This window comes from Chryseobacterium jejuense, assembly GCF_017877355.1.
GTDB lineage: Bacteria > Bacteroidota > Bacteroidia > Flavobacteriales > Weeksellaceae > Chryseobacterium > Chryseobacterium jejuense_A.
Genome location: NZ_JAGIPR010000003.1, coordinates 29283 through 49898 on the forward strand (window position 1 = coordinate 29283; position 20616 = coordinate 49898).

The 20616-nt window shown below is 35.2% G+C and carries 24 protein-coding genes; 20 read left to right on the top strand and 4 right to left on the bottom strand.

Annotation, left to right across the window (positions count from 1 at the left end; genetic code table 11):
* Positions 1–88: 88 nt before the first annotated feature.
* The 8 genes from namA to J2772_RS07390 all read left to right on the top strand — a co-directional run bounded on the left by namA (position 89) and on the right by J2772_RS07390 (position 5682).
* Entirely contained in the window at positions 89–1141 is a 1053-nt protein-coding gene (namA, locus tag J2772_RS07355) for an NADPH dehydrogenase NamA (RefSeq protein WP_209915177.1), read from the top strand.
* Positions 1142–1168: 27 nt separating this feature from the next.
* A complete protein-coding gene (locus J2772_RS07360; RefSeq protein WP_209915180.1) occupies positions 1169–1447 on the top strand; it encodes a DUF2752 domain-containing protein in 279 nt (92 codons plus the stop codon).
* A 193-nt stretch (positions 1448–1640) separates the two neighbouring features.
* Positions 1641–2045, top strand: a complete 405-nt coding sequence (tssD, locus tag J2772_RS07365; RefSeq protein WP_045499934.1) for a type VI secretion system tube protein TssD — start codon at positions 1641–1643, stop codon at positions 2043–2045.
* Positions 2046–2130: 85 nt separating this feature from the next.
* A complete protein-coding gene (locus tag J2772_RS07370) occupies positions 2131–3189 on the top strand; it encodes a hypothetical protein (RefSeq protein ID WP_209915182.1) in 1059 nt (352 codons plus the stop codon).
* Positions 3190–3399: 210 nt separating this feature from the next.
* Positions 3400–3873, top strand: a complete 474-nt coding sequence (locus tag J2772_RS07375) for a hypothetical protein (RefSeq protein WP_209915184.1) — start codon at positions 3400–3402, stop codon at positions 3871–3873.
* Between the two features lie 99 nt (positions 3874–3972).
* A complete protein-coding gene (locus tag J2772_RS07380; protein WP_209915187.1) occupies positions 3973–4755 on the top strand; it encodes a hypothetical protein in 783 nt (260 codons plus the stop codon).
* Positions 4755–5315 carry a LemA family protein gene (locus tag J2772_RS07385; protein ID WP_209915191.1) on the top strand — a complete coding sequence of 187 codons (561 nt, stop codon included), beginning with the start codon at positions 4755–4757 and terminating at the stop codon, positions 5313–5315. The genes J2772_RS07380 and J2772_RS07385 overlap by 1 nt, the downstream gene beginning before the upstream one ends.
* A complete protein-coding gene (locus tag J2772_RS07390) occupies positions 5299–5682 on the top strand; it encodes a hypothetical protein (protein ID WP_209915193.1) in 384 nt (127 codons plus the stop codon). Before J2772_RS07385 ends, J2772_RS07390 begins: the two co-directional genes overlap by 17 nt.
* Positions 5683–6029: 347 nt before the next feature.
* Here the strand turns inward: J2772_RS07390 and J2772_RS07395 are convergent, their stop codons facing one another.
* The 3 genes from J2772_RS07395 to J2772_RS07405 all read right to left on the bottom strand — a co-directional run bounded on the left by J2772_RS07395 (position 6030) and on the right by J2772_RS07405 (position 8877).
* Positions 6030–7823, bottom strand: a complete 1794-nt coding sequence (locus tag J2772_RS07395; protein ID WP_209915196.1) for an endonuclease — start codon at positions 7821–7823, stop codon at positions 6030–6032.
* 341 nt (positions 7824–8164) lie between these two features.
* Positions 8165–8692: a DUF4136 domain-containing protein gene (locus tag J2772_RS07400; RefSeq protein WP_209915199.1), complete on the bottom strand. Its 528-nt coding sequence runs from the start codon at positions 8690–8692 to the stop codon at positions 8165–8167.
* A 5-nt stretch (positions 8693–8697) separates the two neighbouring features.
* Entirely contained in the window at positions 8698–8877 is a 180-nt protein-coding gene (locus J2772_RS07405; RefSeq protein ID WP_047387294.1) for a DUF5522 domain-containing protein, read from the bottom strand.
* Positions 8878–8917: 40 nt separating this feature from the next.
* On the opposite strand from J2772_RS07405, the gene J2772_RS24165 reads away from it, so the two are divergent.
* From J2772_RS24165 to hemL, 5 genes are all read left to right on the top strand, one after another.
* Positions 8918–9244, top strand: coding sequence for a hypothetical protein (locus J2772_RS24165; RefSeq protein WP_245365173.1), 327 nt, complete (start codon positions 8918–8920; stop codon positions 9242–9244).
* A gap of 486 nt (positions 9245–9730) precedes the next feature.
* On the top strand, positions 9731–10639 hold the full coding sequence (locus tag J2772_RS07410; protein ID WP_209915202.1) for a 1-aminocyclopropane-1-carboxylate deaminase/D-cysteine desulfhydrase: 909 nt from the start codon (positions 9731–9733) through the stop codon (positions 10637–10639).
* 15 nt (positions 10640–10654) lie between these two features.
* Positions 10655–11713 carry a glucosaminidase domain-containing protein gene (locus tag J2772_RS07415; RefSeq protein ID WP_209915206.1) on the top strand — a complete coding sequence of 353 codons (1059 nt, stop codon included), beginning with the start codon at positions 10655–10657 and terminating at the stop codon, positions 11711–11713.
* A 67-nt stretch (positions 11714–11780) separates the two neighbouring features.
* Entirely contained in the window at positions 11781–12704 is a 924-nt protein-coding gene (locus J2772_RS07420) for a hypothetical protein (RefSeq protein WP_209915208.1), read from the top strand.
* 17 nt (positions 12705–12721) lie between these two features.
* Positions 12722–14011 carry a glutamate-1-semialdehyde 2,1-aminomutase gene (gene hemL / locus J2772_RS07425; protein WP_209915211.1) on the top strand — a complete coding sequence of 430 codons (1290 nt, stop codon included), beginning with the start codon at positions 12722–12724 and terminating at the stop codon, positions 14009–14011.
* 60 nt (positions 14012–14071) lie between these two features.
* On the opposite strand, the gene J2772_RS07430 is transcribed toward hemL, so the two are convergent.
* A complete protein-coding gene (locus J2772_RS07430) occupies positions 14072–14425 on the bottom strand; it encodes a hypothetical protein (protein WP_209915214.1) in 354 nt (117 codons plus the stop codon).
* Between the two features lie 263 nt (positions 14426–14688).
* Here J2772_RS07430 and J2772_RS07435 point away from each other — a divergent pair, with 263 nt between their 5' ends.
* The 7 genes from J2772_RS07435 to J2772_RS07465 all read left to right on the top strand — a co-directional run bounded on the left by J2772_RS07435 (position 14689) and on the right by J2772_RS07465 (position 20600).
* The gene (locus J2772_RS07435; RefSeq protein ID WP_209915217.1) at positions 14689–16023 is read left to right on the top strand and encodes an amidohydrolase; all 1335 of its coding nucleotides are present in this window, start codon (positions 14689–14691) and stop codon (positions 16021–16023) included.
* A 12-nt stretch (positions 16024–16035) separates the two neighbouring features.
* Positions 16036–16707 carry an ankyrin repeat domain-containing protein gene (locus J2772_RS07440; protein WP_209915220.1) on the top strand — a complete coding sequence of 224 codons (672 nt, stop codon included), beginning with the start codon at positions 16036–16038 and terminating at the stop codon, positions 16705–16707.
* A 266-nt stretch (positions 16708–16973) separates the two neighbouring features.
* Positions 16974–17819, top strand: a complete 846-nt coding sequence (locus J2772_RS07445) for a helix-turn-helix domain-containing protein (RefSeq protein ID WP_209915223.1) — start codon at positions 16974–16976, stop codon at positions 17817–17819.
* A gap of 80 nt (positions 17820–17899) precedes the next feature.
* On the top strand, positions 17900–19138 hold the full coding sequence (locus J2772_RS07450; RefSeq protein ID WP_209915226.1) for an amidohydrolase: 1239 nt from the start codon (positions 17900–17902) through the stop codon (positions 19136–19138).
* A 233-nt stretch (positions 19139–19371) separates the two neighbouring features.
* Entirely contained in the window at positions 19372–19707 is a 336-nt protein-coding gene (locus tag J2772_RS07455) for a hypothetical protein (protein WP_209915229.1), read from the top strand.
* Between the two features lie 10 nt (positions 19708–19717).
* Entirely contained in the window at positions 19718–20128 is a 411-nt protein-coding gene (locus tag J2772_RS07460) for a hypothetical protein (RefSeq protein WP_209915231.1), read from the top strand.
* A gap of 52 nt (positions 20129–20180) precedes the next feature.
* The gene (locus J2772_RS07465; RefSeq protein ID WP_209915234.1) at positions 20181–20600 is read left to right on the top strand and encodes a hypothetical protein; all 420 of its coding nucleotides are present in this window, start codon (positions 20181–20183) and stop codon (positions 20598–20600) included.
* Positions 20601–20616 lie beyond the last annotated feature (16 nt).

Genomic DNA, 20616 nt, shown 5'->3' on the forward strand with positions numbered 1-20616 from the left:
AAAAAAGGGGGGTAAAATTAGTTCTTTTTAATGAGGTGGGCAATATTTTATTCTTCTGGTATAAAGTTCAATTTTTTAAGACTATAAAATGTTATATACTCCAATACAATTCAGGAATGTAGAATTAAAAAACCGCTGGGTAATGTCTCCCATGTGTATGTATTCATGTGAAAACGGGATAGCGAATGATTTCCATCTGGTGCATTACGGAAGCAGGGCACAGGGCGGCACAGGTTTACTTGTTGTGGAAGCAACAGGAGTAGAACCGAGAGGAAGAATTACCAACCACTGTATGGGAATCTGGAATGATGAACAGGCAGAAAAACTACAGCGAATTGTAGAATTTGTTCACCAAAATTCAGACAGCAAAATAGGAATCCAACTAGCTCATGCGGGAAGAAAAGGTTCCACATGGAATAATTTACAGATCTCTATTGAAGAAGGCTGGGAAACTATTGCACCAAGCTCTATTCCCTATCATCCTTCAGAAAGAATTCCGCATGCTTTAAGTACTGATGAGGTAAAGGAACAGGTTCAAAACTTTAAGAAAGCAGCCCGAAGAGCAGTAAAAGCCGGATTTGATCTGATTGAAATTCATGGAGCACATGGTTATCTTATTCATCAGTTTCTGTCACCGTTATCCAATATCAGGACCGATGAATACGGCGGAAGTTTTGAAAACAGAATCCGTTTTCTTATTGAAATTGTAGATGCTGTAAATGAAGAACTGAGTGAAAATACAGCCCTTTTTGTAAGGATCTCCGGAACTGAATATGCAGAAAATGGCTGGGATATTCAGGATAGTGTAGCACTGGCAAAAGTATTGAAAGAACATTCTGTTGACCTTGTAGATGTATCAAGTGGCGGAAATATTCATGGCGCAAAAATTTCAGTTTTCAATGGGTATCAGGTTCCTTTCTCTTCTCAGATAAGAAGCGAAGCTAATGTGAAAACCGGAGCTGTAGGCTTAATTACAAAAGTAGAACAGGCTGAGGAGATACTACAGAATGGAGAGGCTGATCTGATCTTTGTAGCAAGGGAAATTTTAAGAAATCCCTATATTGCAGTTCAGGGAAGTTTTGAAATGAAAGAAGATTGCTTTTTTCCCCATCAGTATACCAGAGCGAAGATCTCCTCATAATAATTAGAATATCATAATTCTGCAGAAATGAATTTAGAAGACTTTATGCTGACCTGTCCCAGTAAGAAATTTCTGGGTGTGGAATGTTTGGGATGTGGTGCCCAGCGGGCTATTGTGTTGGTCTTTGAAGGAAAGTTTTCAGAAGCGTTTAAAATGTATCCCGCGGTATACACTGTACTGCTGTTCTTTTTTATTCTGGGATTAAGTTTTATAGATAAGAAAAGAAAATATTCGTCTGTTATTCTGACGCTGATTGTTATCAATCTTGTGATTATGGTCATTTCCTATGTTTACAAACATTTCTGATTATATGGTACAGAAGATTAAAAATCAATGTCTTTTTTTGAAAACTATATAATTTTATAAATCATAAAGTCGTAGAATTACTACAATTTTTGAAACTGTGGCCTTAAAACTTTTTACATTAGAACATGAACTCTATCTTTGTTATAGAAAATCCTTTAAACAGGGCTATCATTAATGATTTAAATTTAAGAATATGGCAGGAAATTCAAGAGGAATTTTAAAATTCAATGGAGGTGAAGGTCAGAAGTTATTAAAACTTAATTACAGCGTTTCAAGAGCTACCGATGTTTCAGGACGTGTAGCATCAGATCCGTCAAACGCATTGATTAAAGTAACCATCGAAGCAACAGAGAAATCTGATGTTCTGGAAAGTTTACTGAACAGCAAATATAAGCCTACAAGTGGAGAAATTAATTTTAATAAATCTCATGAAGAAGGAACATTAATTACTTTGAAGTGGGAAAACGGATATGTAATCCAGCACGAAGTAGACTTTGATGCAATAGACAGTAATAATATGCTGATTAGCTTTGTAGTAAGCGCTGAAACCATTACTTACGGTAATTCTGAATATGCGGGACTTTGGCCAAGCAGCTAAGTCTTCATCACTTAAAATAAAAAGACTGTCCTTGTAAGGCAGTCTTTTTTATCATAACACCTTATAATTATAAAAAACGAATACAATGAAAATCAATTTAAACTATAAACTTTTTACGGCAGTGAGTACCTTGTGCTTCAGTTTGTCATTTGCACAAAAAGTAGAATTTACCGTCCCTAAAAGTATTGATGTCCTTGAAAATATCATTTTTGATTTTAAAAATGACTACACAAAGGAAATTGCAGCAGACGCTGCTGCTATGGAGGATAACTTTTCAACCACCGTTGATCTTTTTAATCTGAAGTATGACACAGGAAATAAAAATCCTTACCTGAACCTTGCGCTAAATAAAGGAGCGAAAAACAAGCAGTTTATTGAACGGGCAAGCTGGATGGTGAACTTTAAGAAGATCTCTAAAAAAAGTACAAAAGTCACTATAGATATTGAATCTATTGTTCCTGATCGCTGGTCAAAGAAGGATGTAGATGTAAAACTTACCAAATCAACAGGAAAAGTAGAAAATGAAATCAAAGAATTCCTGTTAACCTATAAGAAACCGGAGTCTTATGCACAGGCTACAGCAGATGCCGCAGCAGAACCTACGGAAGAGCAGATGGCAGCAGCGGAAGCACAGGCTGTTGCTCAAATGGAAGAACTGGATAATAGAAAACTTATACAACAAACAACCTCCAAAAAGTTACAGGCATTATTCAGCAAGAAACAATTTATTACATTGCCAACAACAGCTGATACCTTTACAAAACTTTTGCAAATACAGCCAAGTGAGCCGGAGTGTGAGACCTGCAAAGGTGGAAAATACTCAAGCTGGGATATCGATGAGGTTTTCAATCTGATCTATGCCAAAATGAATGATGGTGAAGAGTATTATGCCCTTCAGTATTATGGAGACCAAAAAGTTTCCGGCTTACCTTATGGATTAGTATTCAATGAAAGTTCAGCTTCAGAATGTAAAGCCAAGTTTGCAAGATATAATGCACAGCTTTACCAGACCACAGTAGAGGTTGACGCCAATACTTCAAGCGCTTTAACGGTAGTTACTTTTAAAATGGATAACCGTTTTGTTCGTCTTGAGTTTGGAAACCAATACCTGACGAGACTTCTTGTATCCAATAAAGAACAATAAATTGGATATTAACGATTCATCAAAATAAATATGACCTTATTCGGATACTTCTTTTTAACCGTATGTTTATTTTCACTCTACATTGCGTATAGAATTTTTGATAAAATTCTAAAAAAGAGAAGTACCGTAAAAGGTAAATCTGGACTGTTAGAAAAGGGATTTATGTTGTTTTTTATAAGTCTGTTAATGATTTCTCTCAATTGCATAACAATGGTTTTATCTTATAGTTTCTTTTGGGAGAAAGCGTACAGAAGTGTGTCGGAAAAACAATATGAAGCCGTTGTCATTGGTTATAAAAAAGAAAATATTGCTACTAGAAATTTTCCGACCTCCGGATACTACAATAATCCTGCATACTTTCCAAGGGTAAAATACACCAATTTCAAGGGAGATGAAGTAATAAAAACATTGGATATTACCGATGACCATCCGCCTGCAATAGGGCAGACTCTGAAAATTACAGACTCTGAAACCAGTGAAGAGGCCAACAGCATTGAACTTGATTGGATAATGCTTGTTTTCGGATGTGTTTTTACTGGATTAGGAGCCTTTTTCGCATGTTTACTCACCACGTATATTAAAAATGAAACCTTTAAAAAAAGAATTACCCTTTCTTTATATGGAGCTCTTGTAATCATTGTATTGAACGCAGGATGTATATTACTGATGGTACTTAAACATTGATGCAAGTCCATAAAAAGAAAAAGCAGAATGATTCTGAAATAAAAATGTATTTTTGAGATAACACTAACCTGAAAAGAGATTTCAAATACTAAATTGTATATGGAGAATAAGAAAAAAATGTCACCCGCAGGCTATGCTGTTTTAGGAGCAGTACTGTTTTGCTTTCTCTATTATATACTATGGCTGATCTTTAAGGAAAAAATGCCGCTGCATAAATACCTCTCTGATATTAATACAAACTATGACGACTATGCAGGTCGTGTTTTGTATTGCATTCCTTTGGTGATTTTTATTCTGGTCTTTTTTACCATTATGAAACCTTCTGTCACCAAACGTTTTTTAAGATTACAGGCTTCACTACCTACTTCCAAAATAGCATCATTGGCCAAAGGACTTGTTGAAATAGAAGGAACGCTGCTCATGGAAACGCCTTTACGTTCACCGGTGAATAATGAAGAATGTATCGGATATTATTATACCATTGAAGACATTGATAAAGACTCGGATGGTAAGAATACCTATACAACAGTTCATAGAGAAACCCAATGCAATACCTTTCGAATGAAAGATGCTACTGGAACCATCGAAATCCAGCCCCAAGGAATTGAGTTAGTCTTATTGGGAGAAACCAATATCAGTAGTACTTATAACAAAAGATATAAAGAAACCCTTTTAAAACATGGTCAGCAAATGCTTTTGGTAGGTTATGCCGATTCAAAAAACGGAGTTCCATTCATCAGAAAAGATGAGCAGCATAAAGTTCTTGGGATTACCTCATCATCAGGAATCACTGTGTGGAACAAATACCAGCCGTTGTTGAGATCATTTCTTTTCACCTGTTCAATCATTTTATTAATCATCATTTATATACTCATACAATAATGAATCAAACTGTAGCCATCATATTACTCGCATTGCTGATTGTAGCAGTGATAAGCTTTCTGATTAACCTGTATAACAAATTAGTGTTGCTCAAATTCAATGTTGATAAAGCGTATAGCAATATTGATGTTGTTTTGAAGCAAAGGGCTGATGAAATTCCCAATCTTGTAAGCGTAGCCAAAAATTTCATGAACTACGAAAAAGAGATTCTTACCAAGCTGACAGAGCTGAGAACCGTTTACAATACCACCACAGATTCAGACAAGAAAACAGAATTAGCTAATGAAACTTCAAAAGCTTTATCTTCATTCTTTGCCGTATCGGAGAATTATCCGGAACTGAGATCCAATAATAACTTTCTGGAGCTTCAGAAAAGAATCTCGGAACTGGAAAATAAGATCTCAGACAGGAGAGAGTTTTTTAATGATAGTGTTAATCTTTACAACATAGGAATCCATGAATTCCCAAATGTGATATTGGCAAAAATGCTTGGGTATAAAGATAAAACCCTGCTAGAAGTAATAGAACAGGAAAAACAATACCATGGAGTTCAGTTTTAACACCTTTTTCGGTTTCGAGAAAGACCTGATGGCTCACCCCGAAATGCTGATTTTTGCAGCACTTCTTACCCCAATATTATTAATGCTTCCCATTGCTTTAGTTGGCTGGGTTTTCAGAAAACTTAAGTTCAATATGTATATCATCAATGTATTATTGTATACCCTGATGTTTACCTTTTTATTGGGAATTCTTACCATTTTCGTTCTGTATTTTATTACAGATAAGAATGGTATTAAGTTAATGTATTGCTGGTTAACTGTTTTTGCAGGAATGTTTTTTTTCTGCCTGATGAATGAGAAAACCATTACTAAAATGTTTACCGACTGGTCTAAAATCATTGAACAAAAAGATAAAAGTAGAAAGTAGGGAAGAGGGATGATGGAAACAGGAGGTTTCCGAAGCCTGATAAATAAAGGGGTTCATTGGAACAGATTAACAAAAATAATTTGAATCATTCAATTTTATCGCAGATACAATCTTTACGTCTTACTCTCCAAAAAGATAAATAAACCCTCGCGTCATTGCGTTTCCCAACGTCAGAGTTCTGTCCTTCGCTTCATCAAATCAGCTTGCTGATTAATTCTTCGCCCCTAAAATAATGCGCTCAGAAAATAAAAACTTTGTGTCAAAAAAACATCCAGAAAACCCTACAGGAACAAAAATGGCTGGCCTTACAAGAAGGCCAACCATTTTTTATGATAAATATTTTTGAATTATTTTACTAAAAACTGTATCGTAGTTCCATCCAGTTTTAAAATATAAACTCCTTGATTAAGAGTTCCTGTTCTGATTACATTTCCATTTCTGAAAGGTCTGTCAATCGTTTGCAGCACTTTTCCTTGTAAGGTATAGATCTCAGCTCTTTTGATATTCTGAACATCACCTTTTACTGTGATTTCCTGATTTATAATCGGATTAGGGGTGATTTTAAAGCTTTGCGTGGTCTCTGAGGTAACACTTTGAGCTTGTCTGGCAGAAGTTGCGGAATAACATGTCCATTTCAGATCATCAATAGCCACTCTGTTGCTGGTTGAAGTATTCACCAGGCTTACCGTTATATTTCCGGAAACATTAATATTGTTGATAGTCGTTGTTGTTGCTGTAGTACTGTAAGGAATTGTTCCTACTGTAGTTCCATTTACTTTAACATCAAAAACGCCATTGCTTCCTGAGAATTTCAACTGTGTAGTTACTGTTAAAGAACCAATACCATTAGAAGAAGTTCCTGATGTTAAAGATCCATTTCTTACAGTAATCGCTTTATTATTGATCGTTTGGTCGGTTCTTGCATCTGTAGCAGTCCAGGAAATACCACCATTGCTCCATGTTTTGGCAGAATAGGTAGAACTTGCAGCTGGAATTGATTCAAAATTTTCATTGACACAATCTGTAGATGGATTAGGGTTGGTTGTTCCTGCATTTGTTGTTCCTGAAACGGTAGAACTGTTAGAAGACGAATTTCCTGCAGCATCCTTAGCAACTACATAGAAACTATAAGTTGTAGATGGTGTTAACCCCGAAATTGTTGTAGAAGTTGAACTTACCGTAGTTTGCAGACTTCCGTTCATATAAACATTGTAGGCAGACACTCCAACATTATCTGTAGCAGCATTCCATGTAAGAGAAATACTGTTGGATGTTTTGGCAGAAACGGCTAAGCTTGTAGCAGCTGTCGGAGCCTGAGTATCGCCTGTAGGTTGTTGAGATCCCCAGATAAGATTTACGTAGCTTGGATTATCAATAAAAGGGTTTCTGTTACCCTGATAAGTATAGGAAGCATTATTTCTCTTGATTTCAGCCTGAGAAACCGGATCCTGATTATGCCATGCCAAAAGAACATTCAGTTCCCAGGTCTGAAGCCCTGGAAATGTAGAACTACCCAACATATTTCCAGAAGAAAATGAAGAAAGTTTACTTTGATATCGCGTTACAAAATAGAAGATCATACGGGCAACATCCCCTTTAAACTCATCAATCGGCTCAAAAACTGTCCCTGAATATCCTGAAGAAGCAGAATTACCCAATTTTGATCCATTTTGGGAAGTAAAAGTAGCACTTCCAACTTTTCCGAATGGATAATTACTTCTCATTCCATTTACTTTACCATCTGTAGCTCTGATGAAGTGAACATCCGAAACCATAGGTGAGGACTGACTAAATAAACTTTGAGGGACAATATGCTCTCTGTTATAGCAGTTTCCTTCCGTAGAATAAGTTCCACACTGGTTAGATCCCGGTGTATACTTATAAGGATCAGTACCTACAGGTTGTTCAGAATAGATATCAAGGATAGACCCATCATTTTCGTAGTCTTTATCAATGTCAGTGGTCTTATAGGCTATCCATAATCCGTTGTAGCCTTTATCCTGATGTCCGCTGGTGATAATGCTGCTCAAAGCAGTTTTTAAAGCCGCACCACTCAATCCATTGGCAGAGTTATAGTATCCTGTAGGAGCCTGAGCATAGGCAAGTCCCGAGAATAAAGAGAATAAGATAATTTTTTTCATATTAATATAATTTCCCACAAGATTACTACATTTTTGTGAATAAAAAATTACATTATTATTAATTTTGAATGTAGAACATTTTGCTTTCATTGGAGAATGATAAATGATGATTGATGAGCGATAATTGATACTCAATGAAGAAATACAGTTGGTTAAACCTATCCACGTATCTTTGTCATTCTGTAATAATCTAAACTTCGTTATTCATATTGTATGTTAAACTCAATAAGAAAAGAAATTTAATAGCTTTAATTTCCCAGTCCGCATCCCGAAAGTCAGCACTCATAAAAATAAAAAAGCCAGCACAAAAGTGCCGGCTCATATAATAATAGCTATCAATCTTATTTTCTCTGTGGCGGATAATTTTTCATAATCTCAGCCATAATTTCAGGGATCTGTCTCTGTTTAGATCTTGGAGAATCTACAGAAATTCCGCTTCCGATACCCTGCCATACCAATTTATTGGATTTTGCATCGATAAGGTCAACAATAAGAGCTCCTTCATTATAATTGCTTGTCCATGTTCTGTTCATTCCAACACCCCATCCGAATGGGCCGCCCCAACCCCACATTCCGTAAGGAGAAGAACTTTGTATATCAGTGATCTTTTTATGATTTGCTTTTACGTTGATAATAAGATCAGGATTCTCTCCGGACTGAAGTCCTTTGGTCTGAAGCTGTCTTGAAAGCTCATTCAGAACTCTGTCTTTATCAATATCATTCAATTTTAGATCATCAATTCTTATTTTATATGTTTTGTAAGAATTGAAATTGGCGGTTTCAGCATAATCTGAACGTACCTGAAACGGGCTACAAGAAGTTAAACCTAATGTAGCTGCTGCCAACAAAATAAAAATATATTTTTTCATTTTATTTATTTTTTTTTGTCATTTTTAATGAATGTATCAGTTTTTTTATCGTACCCGTAAGGACAGTGTCTGCAGCCGCTTTTACAGCAATATCCTCTTTTCAGATGGAATTTCTCTGTAAAAACTTTATATCCCTGTTCATTATAATAAAAGTCTTCACCTTCTTTGATGTCATAATGGGCCATAAGTTAAATGCAAGTCAAAAAACTTTTTATATTTGTTAGTATGATAATTGTATGCCAAAAGCCATTAAAAAAATTAAAAATTAACGGCATTGCTCTCTTTCCCTTTATCTTCATTAGGAAACCCGAAGATAAGGAAAATAATACACTTATCAATCACGAAAAGATCCATTTGAGACAACAATTGGAGATGCTTGTCATATTTTTCTACATTTTCTATGTTATTGAATATTATTACTGGTTTTTTAAGTTAAAAAACGGGTATCAGGCATACAGAAGGATTTCATTTGAAAGAGAAGCCTATACTAACGAACACGATTTAAATTACCTTAAAAAAAGAAAGTTCTGGAACTTTAGGAAATATTTGTAGAGGATAAAAGATAAAAGATAAAAGATAAAAGATAAAAGATAAAAGATAAAAGATAAAAGATAAAAGATAAAAGATAAAAGATAAAAGATAAAAGATAAAAGATCTTGTCGTTAAACAACTATTTTTCTCCTAGTATATTGGCACGGATATTAACATCAATAGGGGTGGGTTATAATCCTGAGCATAAACAGAAGGTTTACGAACGAAGTTCACGAAGGAAGCCCGACCAAATTAAAAGAACCCAAAATTCAACGGCTTTAGCCAAAACCTAAGAATTAAAATACAAACATCACCAATAATTTCACAAATTAGACCAACATAATTGGACGTCATCAAACACATAATTATCTTTGCAAATCCGTGTCATCTGTGGTTAGAAACAATCAACCTTATCTATAAAAACCTGTAGTCACGACTAAAAAATCCGATAATTAATCTTTTCCTACTTTTGTACTCCATAAACCATGAATAGTTTAAAAAACTAAAATGTTATTACAATTCCCTACAGAACCTATTCCCATTCAGGAAATCCTGATTCATAAAAATGTAAAACTCTTTATCAAGAGAGAAGACCTTATTCATCCTCAGATTTCCGGTAATAAATACTGGAAACTGTTTTATAATGTTAACCGTTATCTGGAAGGAAATCCGGAGAAACCATATATCATTACATTTGGTGGGGCGTTTTCCAATCATATTGCAGCCGTTTCTGCGGTAGGTAATCTGGCTGGTATTCCAACGCTGGGAATTATCAGGGGAGAAGAATTACAACATAAATGGCGCGATAATCCCACTTTACTTTTTGCAAAAAGAAACGGAATGAATCTGAAATTTGTCACCCGTGAAGAATATCGTCATAAAGAAAAACTGACAGAATTCCTGCAGCAGGAGTTTCCCGAAGCACTGATAGTCCCGGAAGGAGGAACCAATGAAGAAGCCGTGGAAGGGGTGAAAATGATGCTCAATGAGCAAACAAAAGATTTTGACTATCTTTGCACCGCAGTTGGAACAGGAGGAACCATTGCCGGAATTTCAAAATTCTGTGAAGATAATCAGAAAGTTATAGGATTAAAGGTCGTTGACGATGCTTCACTTGAAAATAAAATTTTTGAATTAACTTTGAAGCAGAATTTTAATCTAATAGATTCATGTTTTGGAGGTTATGGTAAAATAAGTGATGAAAATATCCGTTTTATCAATAATTTCAAAGAGAAATACGACATTCCTCTGGAACCGATTTATACAGGAAAGATGATGCAGAAAGTTTTTGAACTTATTGAAGAAAGCTACTTTCCTGAAAACAGCAGAATATTGTGCTTTCATACTGGTGGATTACAGGGGATTGAGGGAGCTAATCTGCTTTTAGAAAAACAGAATAGAAATTTAATTATATAAGTAAAATTGAAAAACATGAAAAGACTTTTTCTAGCCATAAGCCTTTTAGTTTTATCAAAATTTTCTGCCCAAGGCTGGGCAACCGAAGATCAATACATTCAGAAATTTGCTAAATATGCAGTAGAAGAAATGGAAAAATATAAAATTCCAGCTTCTATTACTCTTGCTCAGGGACTTCTTGAAACAGGAGGCGGGCAAAGCAGATTAGCACAGGAAGGTAAAAACCACTTCGGAATAAAATGTAAAGAAGACTGGACGGGTAAAACGATGAAACATACGGACGATGCTCCAAACGAATGTTTCCGTGTATATGATGACCCAAGACAGTCTTACGAAGATCATTCTATATTTTTATCCACCAGAAAATATTACGCAAATCTTTTCAATCTGGATATGAAGGATTACAGAGCGTGGGCTTACGGTTTAAAAAAAGCCGGATATGCAACCAATCCACGTTATGCTTCCATCTTAATCACTAAAATTGAAAAGTATAAACTATACGAATACGACAACACCAATTCTAATGAAGTGTTGTATGCCGTACTTAAAATGTATCCGGATCTGAAAGACGACAGAACTTTCATGGCACAACTGGAGCCTTCAAAAACAACAAAGAAAGCCAAAGAACCGGTAACTGTAGAAGTTCCTTATAAGCAAACTTCTTATGCACAACAGCAGAAAAGAGTAGAGAGAATCAAAACAAAAGCTGAGATTCTGAATTCCATTCTCATTAAAAGTCACCCGAATGACGGGCTGAAATATATTGTCATTCCTGAAGATACCGATGTAAGGTTTATTGCCAATAAATTCAAGGTCAGTGAAAGCCGCCTGATGAAGTGGAATGAGCTGGAAACCGAGACCTTGAAGAAAAATGATATTGTCTTCCTTGAATCTAAAAACTCTTCAGGAAATACAGCAACTTACAAAGCAATGTCAGGAGAAGACATGCATGCTATTGCTCAGAAATTCGGAATCAAATTACATAAGTTATATGCTAAAAACAGAATGGATGAAGGTCAACAGCCATCTGCAGGGCAGCTAATTTATTTGATTGACAAGAAACCAAGAAATTAATCCCCCTTTTACTCCCATGAAAATATTAAATATGACTTCTAAATATCTCCGGATATTTTTGATATGTATGTCATGTACAATATTTTCTCAGGAACAAAAATATATACCCTACAGAAAGGGAAATTTTTGGGGATTATGTGATGCGACCGGGTTTATTGCAGTACAGCCTCAATATAATAGTATAAGTGGATATGACCGTTCTGTTGGAGGATTTCATGCAGAGCAAAATGGGAAATTTGGAATTATAGACAATAATGCAATCATTCTGATGCCCTTTATTTCAAATATACCTATATCAGTAAATGATGATAAATATTTGGTTTTTGATGGGTGGGATTACTATTATTATTCCACAATAACAAGAATGCGTCTGGAAAAACAAATGCAAATTGAAAGGCCTCCGGTTAATGATAAAGGATTTGGAATAAATGCATTGTATAGTAAAGATATAAAAGAAATAGTATTAAGCTGGGATGATCTTAGTGATGAAGATATTGAAATGCTGAATCCCTACGATAATGACCAGTATGACCTAACTTTTAAAAGAGATTTTATAGAAATAGGATCTGCTGATGCTAGTACATATATCGGGATTTATATTCCTAAACTCAATAAAATATTTTTAAATACACCGGAGCTGGCGCATGTAGGTTGGCAGTATTATAGAGGGATTCCTTATATTTATACAGTGAATACTTCGAATTTAATGGGACTTGTAGATCAATATTCCCGTGAGGTATATCCTAATAAATATCATGAAATTGCTTTGGTAGATGGGTATCATTTGGTATATCTTTCAGAGCCTGATCCCAATCACCAGAATAATTTAATTTTTAGAACAATTCTTCCTAACAATAAAGTATTAGACGGAAAATTTGAGCCAGCTACAACAATTTTGAAAAATGGCTATCCCTTTCAATTGTATTATACAATGATTAATGGGCAGAAAAATTATGCAGGAGAAGATGGTACCCTTTACTTTGAGGGTTAAACAATAAAAAATAAAAAATGAAGTATCAAAGAAGTTCGGCTTTGTTTGATGAAGCCTACAAATACATTCCGGGAGGAGTAAACTCTCCGGTAAGAGCATTCAAATCAGTAGGAGGTGTTCCTGTTTTTATGAAATCAGCAAAAGGAGCTTACCTTACTGATGCCGATGATAATACATATATCGATTACATCAATTCATGGGGACCTGCAATTTTAGGACATACTCATCCTGAAGTATTGGAAGAACTGAAAATTCAGGCAGAAAAAGGATTCTCTTTCGGAGCTCCTACAGAACTTGAAACTGAAATTGCAAAATTCATCGTTGAAAATGTTCCGAATATCGATCAGATCAGAATGGTTTCTTCAGGAACAGAAGCATGTATGAGTGCCATCAGACTGGCAAGAGGATATACAGGAAGAGATAAGATTGTAAAATTTGAAGGATGTTATCACGGGCATTCAGATTCATTCCTGATTAAAGCGGGAAGTGGAGCTGCAACTTTCGGAAATCCAAATTCTCCGGGGGTAACTGAAGGTACGGCAAAAGATACTTTATTAGCTCGTTACAACGATATTGAGCAGGTTGAAGATTTATTCCGTCATAACCAAGGCGAAATTGCAGCCATCATTATTGAGCCGGTTGCCGGAAATATGGGCTGTGTTTTGCCTGAGAATAACTTCTTACAAAACCTAAGAAAAATCTGTGATGAAAACGGTGCTTTATTGATCTTTGATGAGGTAATGACCGGTTTCAGATTAGCATTTGGCGGAGCACAGGAACTTTTTAATGTAAAAGCTGATCTGGTAACTTACGGAAAAGTAATCGGAGGTGGATTACCAGTAGGTGCTTTTGCAGGAAGAAACGAAATTATGGATCACCTGGCTCCAAAAGGTGGAGTATATCAGGCTGGAACATTAAGTGGAAATCCATTGGCGATGAGAGCAGGATTAAAAACACTTCAGCTGATTAAAAATGATCCTGAATTCTTCAACAGATTAAGCAAAACAACACAAACCTTGGACATTGAAATCGGAAAGATTTTAAATGAAAAAGGAATTACTCATAAGATCAACAGAAAAGGTTCTATGATGTCTGTGTTCTTCCATACCAACAGAGTTTCTAACTTTGATGAGGCGCAGGAAGCGAATCATTCATTGTTTAACAATTTCTTCCACCAGATGCTTCAGAATGGAGTGTACCTGCCGCCAAGCGGTTATGAAACCTACTTCATCAGCGATGCTATCAAAGAGAAAGAAATTGATATGACATTGGAAGCCGTTAGAAAATTTGAATATTCTAATTTATAATACAAAAAAAGACTGTCTTAATTAATAGGCAGTCTTTTTTTTGTCTGTTTATTAAGTTGATTAAACAACACCATAGCAGAACAGACACATCCATCGTCCCTCATTATTGGCTGCTTCAGCATCGAAAATATAGAGTCCTTTACTTTCAATATTTTCTCTTTGGCTTAGGGCATCACCTCCAGAAGCATCTGTAATATAGATAATGGCTCCATCCTGTTCTTTACCATATAATGTATTGCCTTTTGCAGTAAGTTCAGCACGTGTTAATCTGGGAGGTAATAATCCATCAATAGTTAAAACTTCTTTTTTTGCAGTAACATCAAGGGTAGCTTTAGGAGTTTCTGTGTTAATTCCTGTTTGTGCAAATACAATAGAAGTTATACATATTGAAATAATACTTACTATTTTTTTCATAGGTTCTTTTTTTCTTGCAAATATAAATTTTAATAAAAAAAATGCAGTACAGGTTCAATTATACGAAATGTGTTAAAGAAGCTTGCAGATAGTAAAATATAGTATGTGTATGAAGTTTATGTGATAAGAAAATAATGAATAATGTATTATTGTAAATGTTTTTATTACAGTTGTGAATAAAGCATAAATGATACAGATTTTGTAATAAACCATACACTTTGTTCAGAATACTTCTTTTTAATTTTGTCGTAAATAGATTGGAAATGAAGACTTCAGACAACAATATCTCCCGTAAGGATTTTATCAGAAATTCAGCATTGGCAATGGCAGGATTAACTTTACTACCGAATATAATGACAGCATCTCCTTTTTTGGATGAAAAAAATGTTTCAGCAAAAGGAAAACTGAGTCTTAAAAACGTTCGTCTGGAAACCGGTTTCCAATATGATGAAGGAGAAGTTTCTGCTACAGAAACAGATCTGTTTTATGTAGAAGTTGAAAACGGAAAGATTACTAAGATCGCTCCCAACCAGCCTAACGTAAAAGCTATAGATGTAAAAGGATTATTGATGCTTCCTGCATTTAAAGATATGCATATTCATTTGGATAAAACTTTTTATGGGGATAAGTGGCAGGCAGTAAGAAAAAGAACCGGTGGCGTAAAGGGAATGATTGATCTGGAACAGAAAATGCTTCCGGAAATGCTGAAGAATTCAACATCCAAGGCTGAAAAAATGATTGAATTATTACAATCAAAAGGGACATCCTTTGCAAGAAGTCACGTCAATATTGAGCCTACTTCAAAACTTCAGTCATTAAAGAATCTACAGAAAGCCTTAGACAATAAAAAGAAAAGCTTTGGGGCAGAATTGGTGGCCTTTCCACAACACGGAGTGTTCTATACAGATTCAGCACCCTATCTGAAGGAAGCTGCCAAAATGGATATTGATTTTATCGGTGGAGTAGATCCTTTCAATGTAGATGGCAATATCGAAAAAGTGATGGACTTTACGGTTCAATTAGCCTTAGACAATAAAAAGGGAATAGATATTCACCTGCATGAAACCGGAGATTCGGGATTGAAAACTGTAGAATATTTAATTAAAAAAGTAAATGAAAATCCGTCTTTAAAAGGTAAAACATACCTGAGTCATTGTTTTATACTGGCAAAATTAGACGAAGCAAAACAGGAAGATATTGCCGCTAAGTTGGCAGAAGCGCAGATCGGAATTGTCTCCACGATCCCTTTCGGAAGACTGATTATGCCGATCCCGATTTTATATAAACATAATGTAACAGTATTAACGGGTAATGACAGTATTGTAGACCATTGGAATACTTTCGGAACGGGAAGTGTACTTCAGAAAGCCAATTTAATGGCGCAGCTGTACGGGTATTCAACTGAATTTTTATTATCAAGAAGTTTAAAACTGGCAACAGGAAATATTCTTCCATTGGATGATAAAGGAACTCAGCAATGGCCTAAAACAGGAGATAAAGCAGATTTTGTTTTGTTGAATGCAAGCTGTTCCGCAGAAGCTGTATCAAGAATCTCCAATGTAGAATCATTGGTACATCAGGGAAATGTAGTTTTTTAAATTCAACCTAAAATGAAGAAAATATTGGTATTTCTTTTAGCATTCGGAAGTTTGAGTGCCTGTCAGGAGAAATCTGGTGATTTTCCAAACGAAGAGATTATGCAGGAAAAAGACATTATCAGCCAAATAAAGAAAAATGATATTTCTGCTGTAAAATCTGCTCTGGAAAGCGGAACAGATGTGAATACTCGGGATAGAAAAGGACGTTCTTTATTGCTGATTGCAACCGTAGAGAAACTAACCGTAATGGCTAAGCTATTGGTTTCTTATAAAGCAGATGTTAATCTTCAGGATGAGCAGTTGGACAGTGCATTTTTATATGCCGGAGCAAGCGGACAAACAGAATTGGTGAAATTATACCTGGAAAATGGTGCCCGCTTCGATGTGTTCAACCGTTACAACGGAACTGCTTTGATTCCTGCCTGTGAACGCGGACATGTAGAAACCGTGAAAGTGTTGGTTAAGACAAAAGGTTTCCCAATTAATCATGTGAACAAATTAGGTTGGACGGCTTTAATGGAAGCCGTAATTCTTGGAAATGGAACCCGGAAATATCAGGAAATTGTGCAGATTCTTAAAGATAATGGTGCAGACCTCACGATTCCCGATCATTCAGGTATAACACCTTTACAACATGCGGAATCATTAGGCTTTAAAGAAATCGCTCTTATCCTGAAATCGTGAAAAGAATGCTGTAAAGGTCTGGATCAAAACTGTCATAAAATCAGCAGCATTCAATATTATCGGAGATAAAATCTTTGCTCCCTAAAAGTAGTGTTATAAGCCAAATCTTTGCGCCGTTGCGATTTTCCAACATTACTAAGAATATAAAATTCAGATATATAATTTAGTTGGTGTTTTTAGCCATAAAAGATGCATTTGTATCTTTTGTGGCTATTTTAATTTTTTCTCTCATAAATTTTATTAATTTTAAGAGAAATTCAGGTAGTGTGAGTTATCATACAGATCATTTTCCCATTTTAGGAATTCAGGAGTTTAGCGAGAACCAGCTTAAGGGCTGTAATTTACTGTTTAATGAACTCTATGGGGCACGCTCTATTGATGATCCCCATAAACATGATTTTTTTATCATCAACCTTTTTGAGCACGGAGTAGGTTCCCATACCATAGATTTTGCGAAATATGAGGTGAAAGATCACCAGATTCATCTTGTTTTTCCGGATCAGGTACATCAGTGGGTAATTGAAAAAGAAACAATAGGATATCAGCTAATGATCAGCAGAGATTGGTTTGAAAGCTTTTTGCCATCGTTGAGATTTTCAGCTTCCTATTATCAGAATCACCCCGTAATTAATCTTTCTGAAGACGTTTTTAAAACATTTTTATATGAATTTCAAGCCATCCAGAAAGAGTTGAAGAGTGAAAAAGTTTTTTGGGAACTGATTCAGAAGAGAAGTGAGCTGATCGGTTTGCTGGTCAGCCAAACAGTGGAAGGAGCTTTCAAGGATTTTGAAGTTTACAATTCAAATCCCATTATCTCTAAATTTTTAAACCTGATTGATGAACATTTCAGAACCGAAAGATCTGTTTCCTTTTATGCTGATAAGCTGAATATTTCCGCCAATTACCTGAATATTGTCTGTAAAAAGAATCTCAATGCTTCTGCATCATCTCTCATTCAGGATCGTATTTTACTGGAAGCGAAACGTCTTTTGAAAGTTTCGGAAATGTCTGTAAAAGATATTGTGTATGATCTGGGCTTCTATGATCATGCCAGTTTTTCGAAATTCTTTAAAATGCAAACGGGAATGACACCGTCTCAATTCAAGGAATAATTTATACAAAACAAGACATAATTGATACACCGGTTTTCAGAAGAAGCCGGTGTAATTTTGTAGGGTTAAAATATTAAAAAATGCAATTTCCCTATCAATTAACTGCGAAAGGAAACTATTCCCTTAAAAATGTACGCCTGGAAACAGGTTTTGAATATGAAAATGAAGAGGTTATCGGAACCAAAACAGACCTTTTCAGTATCGAAATTGAAAACGGAAAAATTAAATCGATAAAAGCCAATGATCCTTCTTCCAAAGCCATTGATGCTAAAGGATATCTGATGCTTCCTGCTTTCAGGGATATGCACATCCATTTGGATAAAACGTTGTATGGTCTTCCCTGGCAGGCGCTCTCTCCCAAAAGAAAAAGCGTGAAGGACATGATTGCTTATGAACAGCAAATTATTCCTGAACTGTTAAAAACTTCAGTGGACAGAGCTGAGCAACTGATCAGTCTGTTACAGCATTACGGAACTCATTTTGTGAGAACCCATTTCAATATTGATCCTACTTCAGGATTACAATCATTGGAGAATTTGGAACAGGCGCTTCAAAATAAAAAAGCTTCCTTTAATGCAGAGTTGGTTGCTTTCCCACAACATGGAGTATATTATACAGAATCAGCTCCTTTAATGAAAGAAGCTGCAAAACTAGATAATGTTGCTTTTATTGGTGGATTAGACCCGCAGAGCATTGACGGAAGCATCGAAAAAGTAATGGATTTTACCGTACAATTGGCACTGGATCATCATAAAGGAATTGATATTCACCTTCATGAAGTAGGAGAGTCCGGAATGAAGACTATCAACTATCTGATTGATAAAGCGATTGAGAACCCTGTGCTTCAGGGAAAAACTTTTGTAAGTCACGCTTTTGTGCTGGCTCACCTTTCTCCAAAAGAAACAGAAGAAATCTCAGAAAGACTGGCTGCCGGAAAAGTAGGAATTGCTTCTTCCGTACCGTTTAAAAAGACCATCATGCCGATCCCCACCATGAAAAAGCATGGGGTAAATGTTTTGATTGGGAATGATAACGTACAGGATTTCTGGAGTACTTTCGGATCCGGAAGTATGTTGCAGAAGGCCAATCTTATTGCTGAATTATATGGCTATGCCACTGAATTTGCTTTATCAAGAGCATTACAGTTTGCCACTCAAAGTATTCTTCCTTTGGATGAAAAAGGAAAACAACAATGGCCTAAAACCGGCGATGAAGCTGCTGTGGTTTTAGCAGATGCTTCATGCTCAGCAGAAGCCGTTTCCAGAATGTCTACGATAGAAGCCCTGATGCACAACGGGAATCTGTTCTGGAGAAATTAAATTTTACGTAGTATATATTTTTTATACACTTGTTTTTTGTGAATCAGCCACCGGAGTTTTCTGGTGGTTGTTTTTGTTTGGAATAATGAATATTTATGAGATGAAGAGCTGCTAAACGTAAATGGAAATGATTAAATTTAGTCCATTGAAAAAGTAATGAACCGTGTATAAGGAATTCGGATTTTGGAAAGAGTCTGGAAATTATAACAAACGTTAAGCAAATAAATGAAAGTTTGGGTGCTTTAAATATTATCAGGGCTCAAATCTGGTTATTTGATATTAGTCATAAAAGAATAGCGATAAGATTCTATTTTAATGAAAATGATAAAATTGCCTATATCATAATGGTAAACTGTGAATACATTCAAGGTTTTTTTTCTGTTGACAATCCAACTTTTTCTATAAGTCAATTTTTAAATAATGTAAGTTTAGAAAATATGTATAAGATTATAGATGAGAATAATAATTTTGAATTGATTTCAAGGGGAATTGTTTTTGTAAAAGGAAAGGAATCTGAATTTGGAGATAATTTTGATGAATTTTTGATGGATAAGGTGAATTTTAAATAATGATTTTATTATGATATTTTGTTCAAACAGAAAATTCAAAATCTGGGCATATACTGTAAGTCATAACTCTTTGTTAATAAGAAGTATTATGCAGTATGATGATGAGGAAGGTTATTCAGAAGGAACCTCCTATAATATTGACCTTGAGTTTTCATTTGTAGAATATATGGATATAAGAACCGTGTGGGATTCTATATCAGTTTCTACTGTAGAAAAAGAAAATCTGACATCTGATTTAAAAGAAAAATTTGGTTCATACGAAGGGAAAATTTTTGAAATCAAATCTAATAAAGAGAAAACTTATATTGTGGCTTATAGTTTATTGATAGGAACTAATAAGTGGGGATTAGACGATCGTATTTTTAATCATCAGATGAATTTAAAGCATGATGAAATCTTAGTATCCCTTCCTTATAAATAGTAAGATGGTTAAGGTTTGAGTAGTCTTTACATTTCAATTTTTGATATTAATAATGGAAAAGAGAATAATTGTGATTCCAGAACAGGAATATGAGTGTTACTATCTTGGAGAGAGTTGGAAGGTAATTCGTAAAGGTATAACAAGAGAAGTTGTTTTAGTCTCCTTTTATGGAGTTCCATTTTATATTATTTTTGAAAATATAGAAACTGTAGTTACCCAACTCAAAACGGAAATTCAAACAAATAATATACTACTTTCCAATATGTTCCCGATTCAGTTAATCCTTGAAGAATTAATTGAACATCAGCGAAACTATTGGTTAGATTTATGTGTGGATTTTATTGTCGAAATGGATGTGTTAAATCAGGAGATGGTTAAGGCTCTATTGAAAACTAAAAATAATAAAGCTTTTACCCAACCTGTAAGGCATAAAATAAGACGAGTAATACTTACGAATGGCTATGAATATTAAGCATTCGTATAATAAC

Bases quoted from the DNA above. Each gene is read 5' to 3' on its own strand.
- namA (WP_209915177.1), top strand. From the start codon at position 89: ATGTTATATACTCCAATACAATTCAGGAATGTAGAATTAAAAAACCGC.
- J2772_RS07360 (WP_209915180.1), top strand. From the start codon at position 1,169: ATGAATTTAGAAGACTTTATGCTGACCTGTCCCAGTAAGAAATTTCTG.
- tssD (WP_045499934.1), top strand. From the start codon at position 1,641: ATGGCAGGAAATTCAAGAGGAATTTTAAAATTCAATGGAGGTGAAGGT.
- J2772_RS07370 (WP_209915182.1), top strand. From the start codon at position 2,131: ATGAAAATCAATTTAAACTATAAACTTTTTACGGCAGTGAGTACCTTG.
- J2772_RS07375 (WP_209915184.1), top strand. From the start codon at position 3,400: ATGGTTTTATCTTATAGTTTCTTTTGGGAGAAAGCGTACAGAAGTGTG.
- J2772_RS07380 (WP_209915187.1), top strand. From the start codon at position 3,973: ATGGAGAATAAGAAAAAAATGTCACCCGCAGGCTATGCTGTTTTAGGA.
- J2772_RS07385 (WP_209915191.1), top strand. From the start codon at position 4,755: ATGAATCAAACTGTAGCCATCATATTACTCGCATTGCTGATTGTAGCA.
- J2772_RS07390 (WP_209915193.1), top strand. From the start codon at position 5,299: ATGGAGTTCAGTTTTAACACCTTTTTCGGTTTCGAGAAAGACCTGATG.
- J2772_RS07395 (WP_209915196.1), bottom strand. From the start codon at position 7,823: ATGAAAAAAATTATCTTATTCTCTTTATTCTCGGGACTTGCCTATGCT.
- J2772_RS07400 (WP_209915199.1), bottom strand. From the start codon at position 8,692: ATGAAAAAATATATTTTTATTTTGTTGGCAGCAGCTACATTAGGTTTA.
- J2772_RS07405 (WP_047387294.1), bottom strand. From the start codon at position 8,877: ATGGCCCATTATGACATCAAAGAAGGTGAAGACTTTTATTATAATGAA.
- J2772_RS24165 (WP_245365173.1), top strand. From the start codon at position 8,918: ATGATAATTGTATGCCAAAAGCCATTAAAAAAATTAAAAATTAACGGC.
- J2772_RS07410 (WP_209915202.1), top strand. From the start codon at position 9,731: ATGTTATTACAATTCCCTACAGAACCTATTCCCATTCAGGAAATCCTG.
- J2772_RS07415 (WP_209915206.1), top strand. From the start codon at position 10,655: ATGAAAAGACTTTTTCTAGCCATAAGCCTTTTAGTTTTATCAAAATTT.
- J2772_RS07420 (WP_209915208.1), top strand. From the start codon at position 11,781: ATGTCATGTACAATATTTTCTCAGGAACAAAAATATATACCCTACAGA.
- hemL (WP_209915211.1), top strand. From the start codon at position 12,722: ATGAAGTATCAAAGAAGTTCGGCTTTGTTTGATGAAGCCTACAAATAC.
- J2772_RS07430 (WP_209915214.1), bottom strand. From the start codon at position 14,425: ATGAAAAAAATAGTAAGTATTATTTCAATATGTATAACTTCTATTGTA.
- J2772_RS07435 (WP_209915217.1), top strand. From the start codon at position 14,689: ATGAAGACTTCAGACAACAATATCTCCCGTAAGGATTTTATCAGAAAT.
- J2772_RS07440 (WP_209915220.1), top strand. From the start codon at position 16,036: ATGAAGAAAATATTGGTATTTCTTTTAGCATTCGGAAGTTTGAGTGCC.
- J2772_RS07450 (WP_209915226.1), top strand. From the start codon at position 17,900: ATGCAATTTCCCTATCAATTAACTGCGAAAGGAAACTATTCCCTTAAA.
- J2772_RS07460 (WP_209915231.1), top strand. From the start codon at position 19,718: ATGATATTTTGTTCAAACAGAAAATTCAAAATCTGGGCATATACTGTA.
- J2772_RS07465 (WP_209915234.1), top strand. From the start codon at position 20,181: ATGGAAAAGAGAATAATTGTGATTCCAGAACAGGAATATGAGTGTTAC.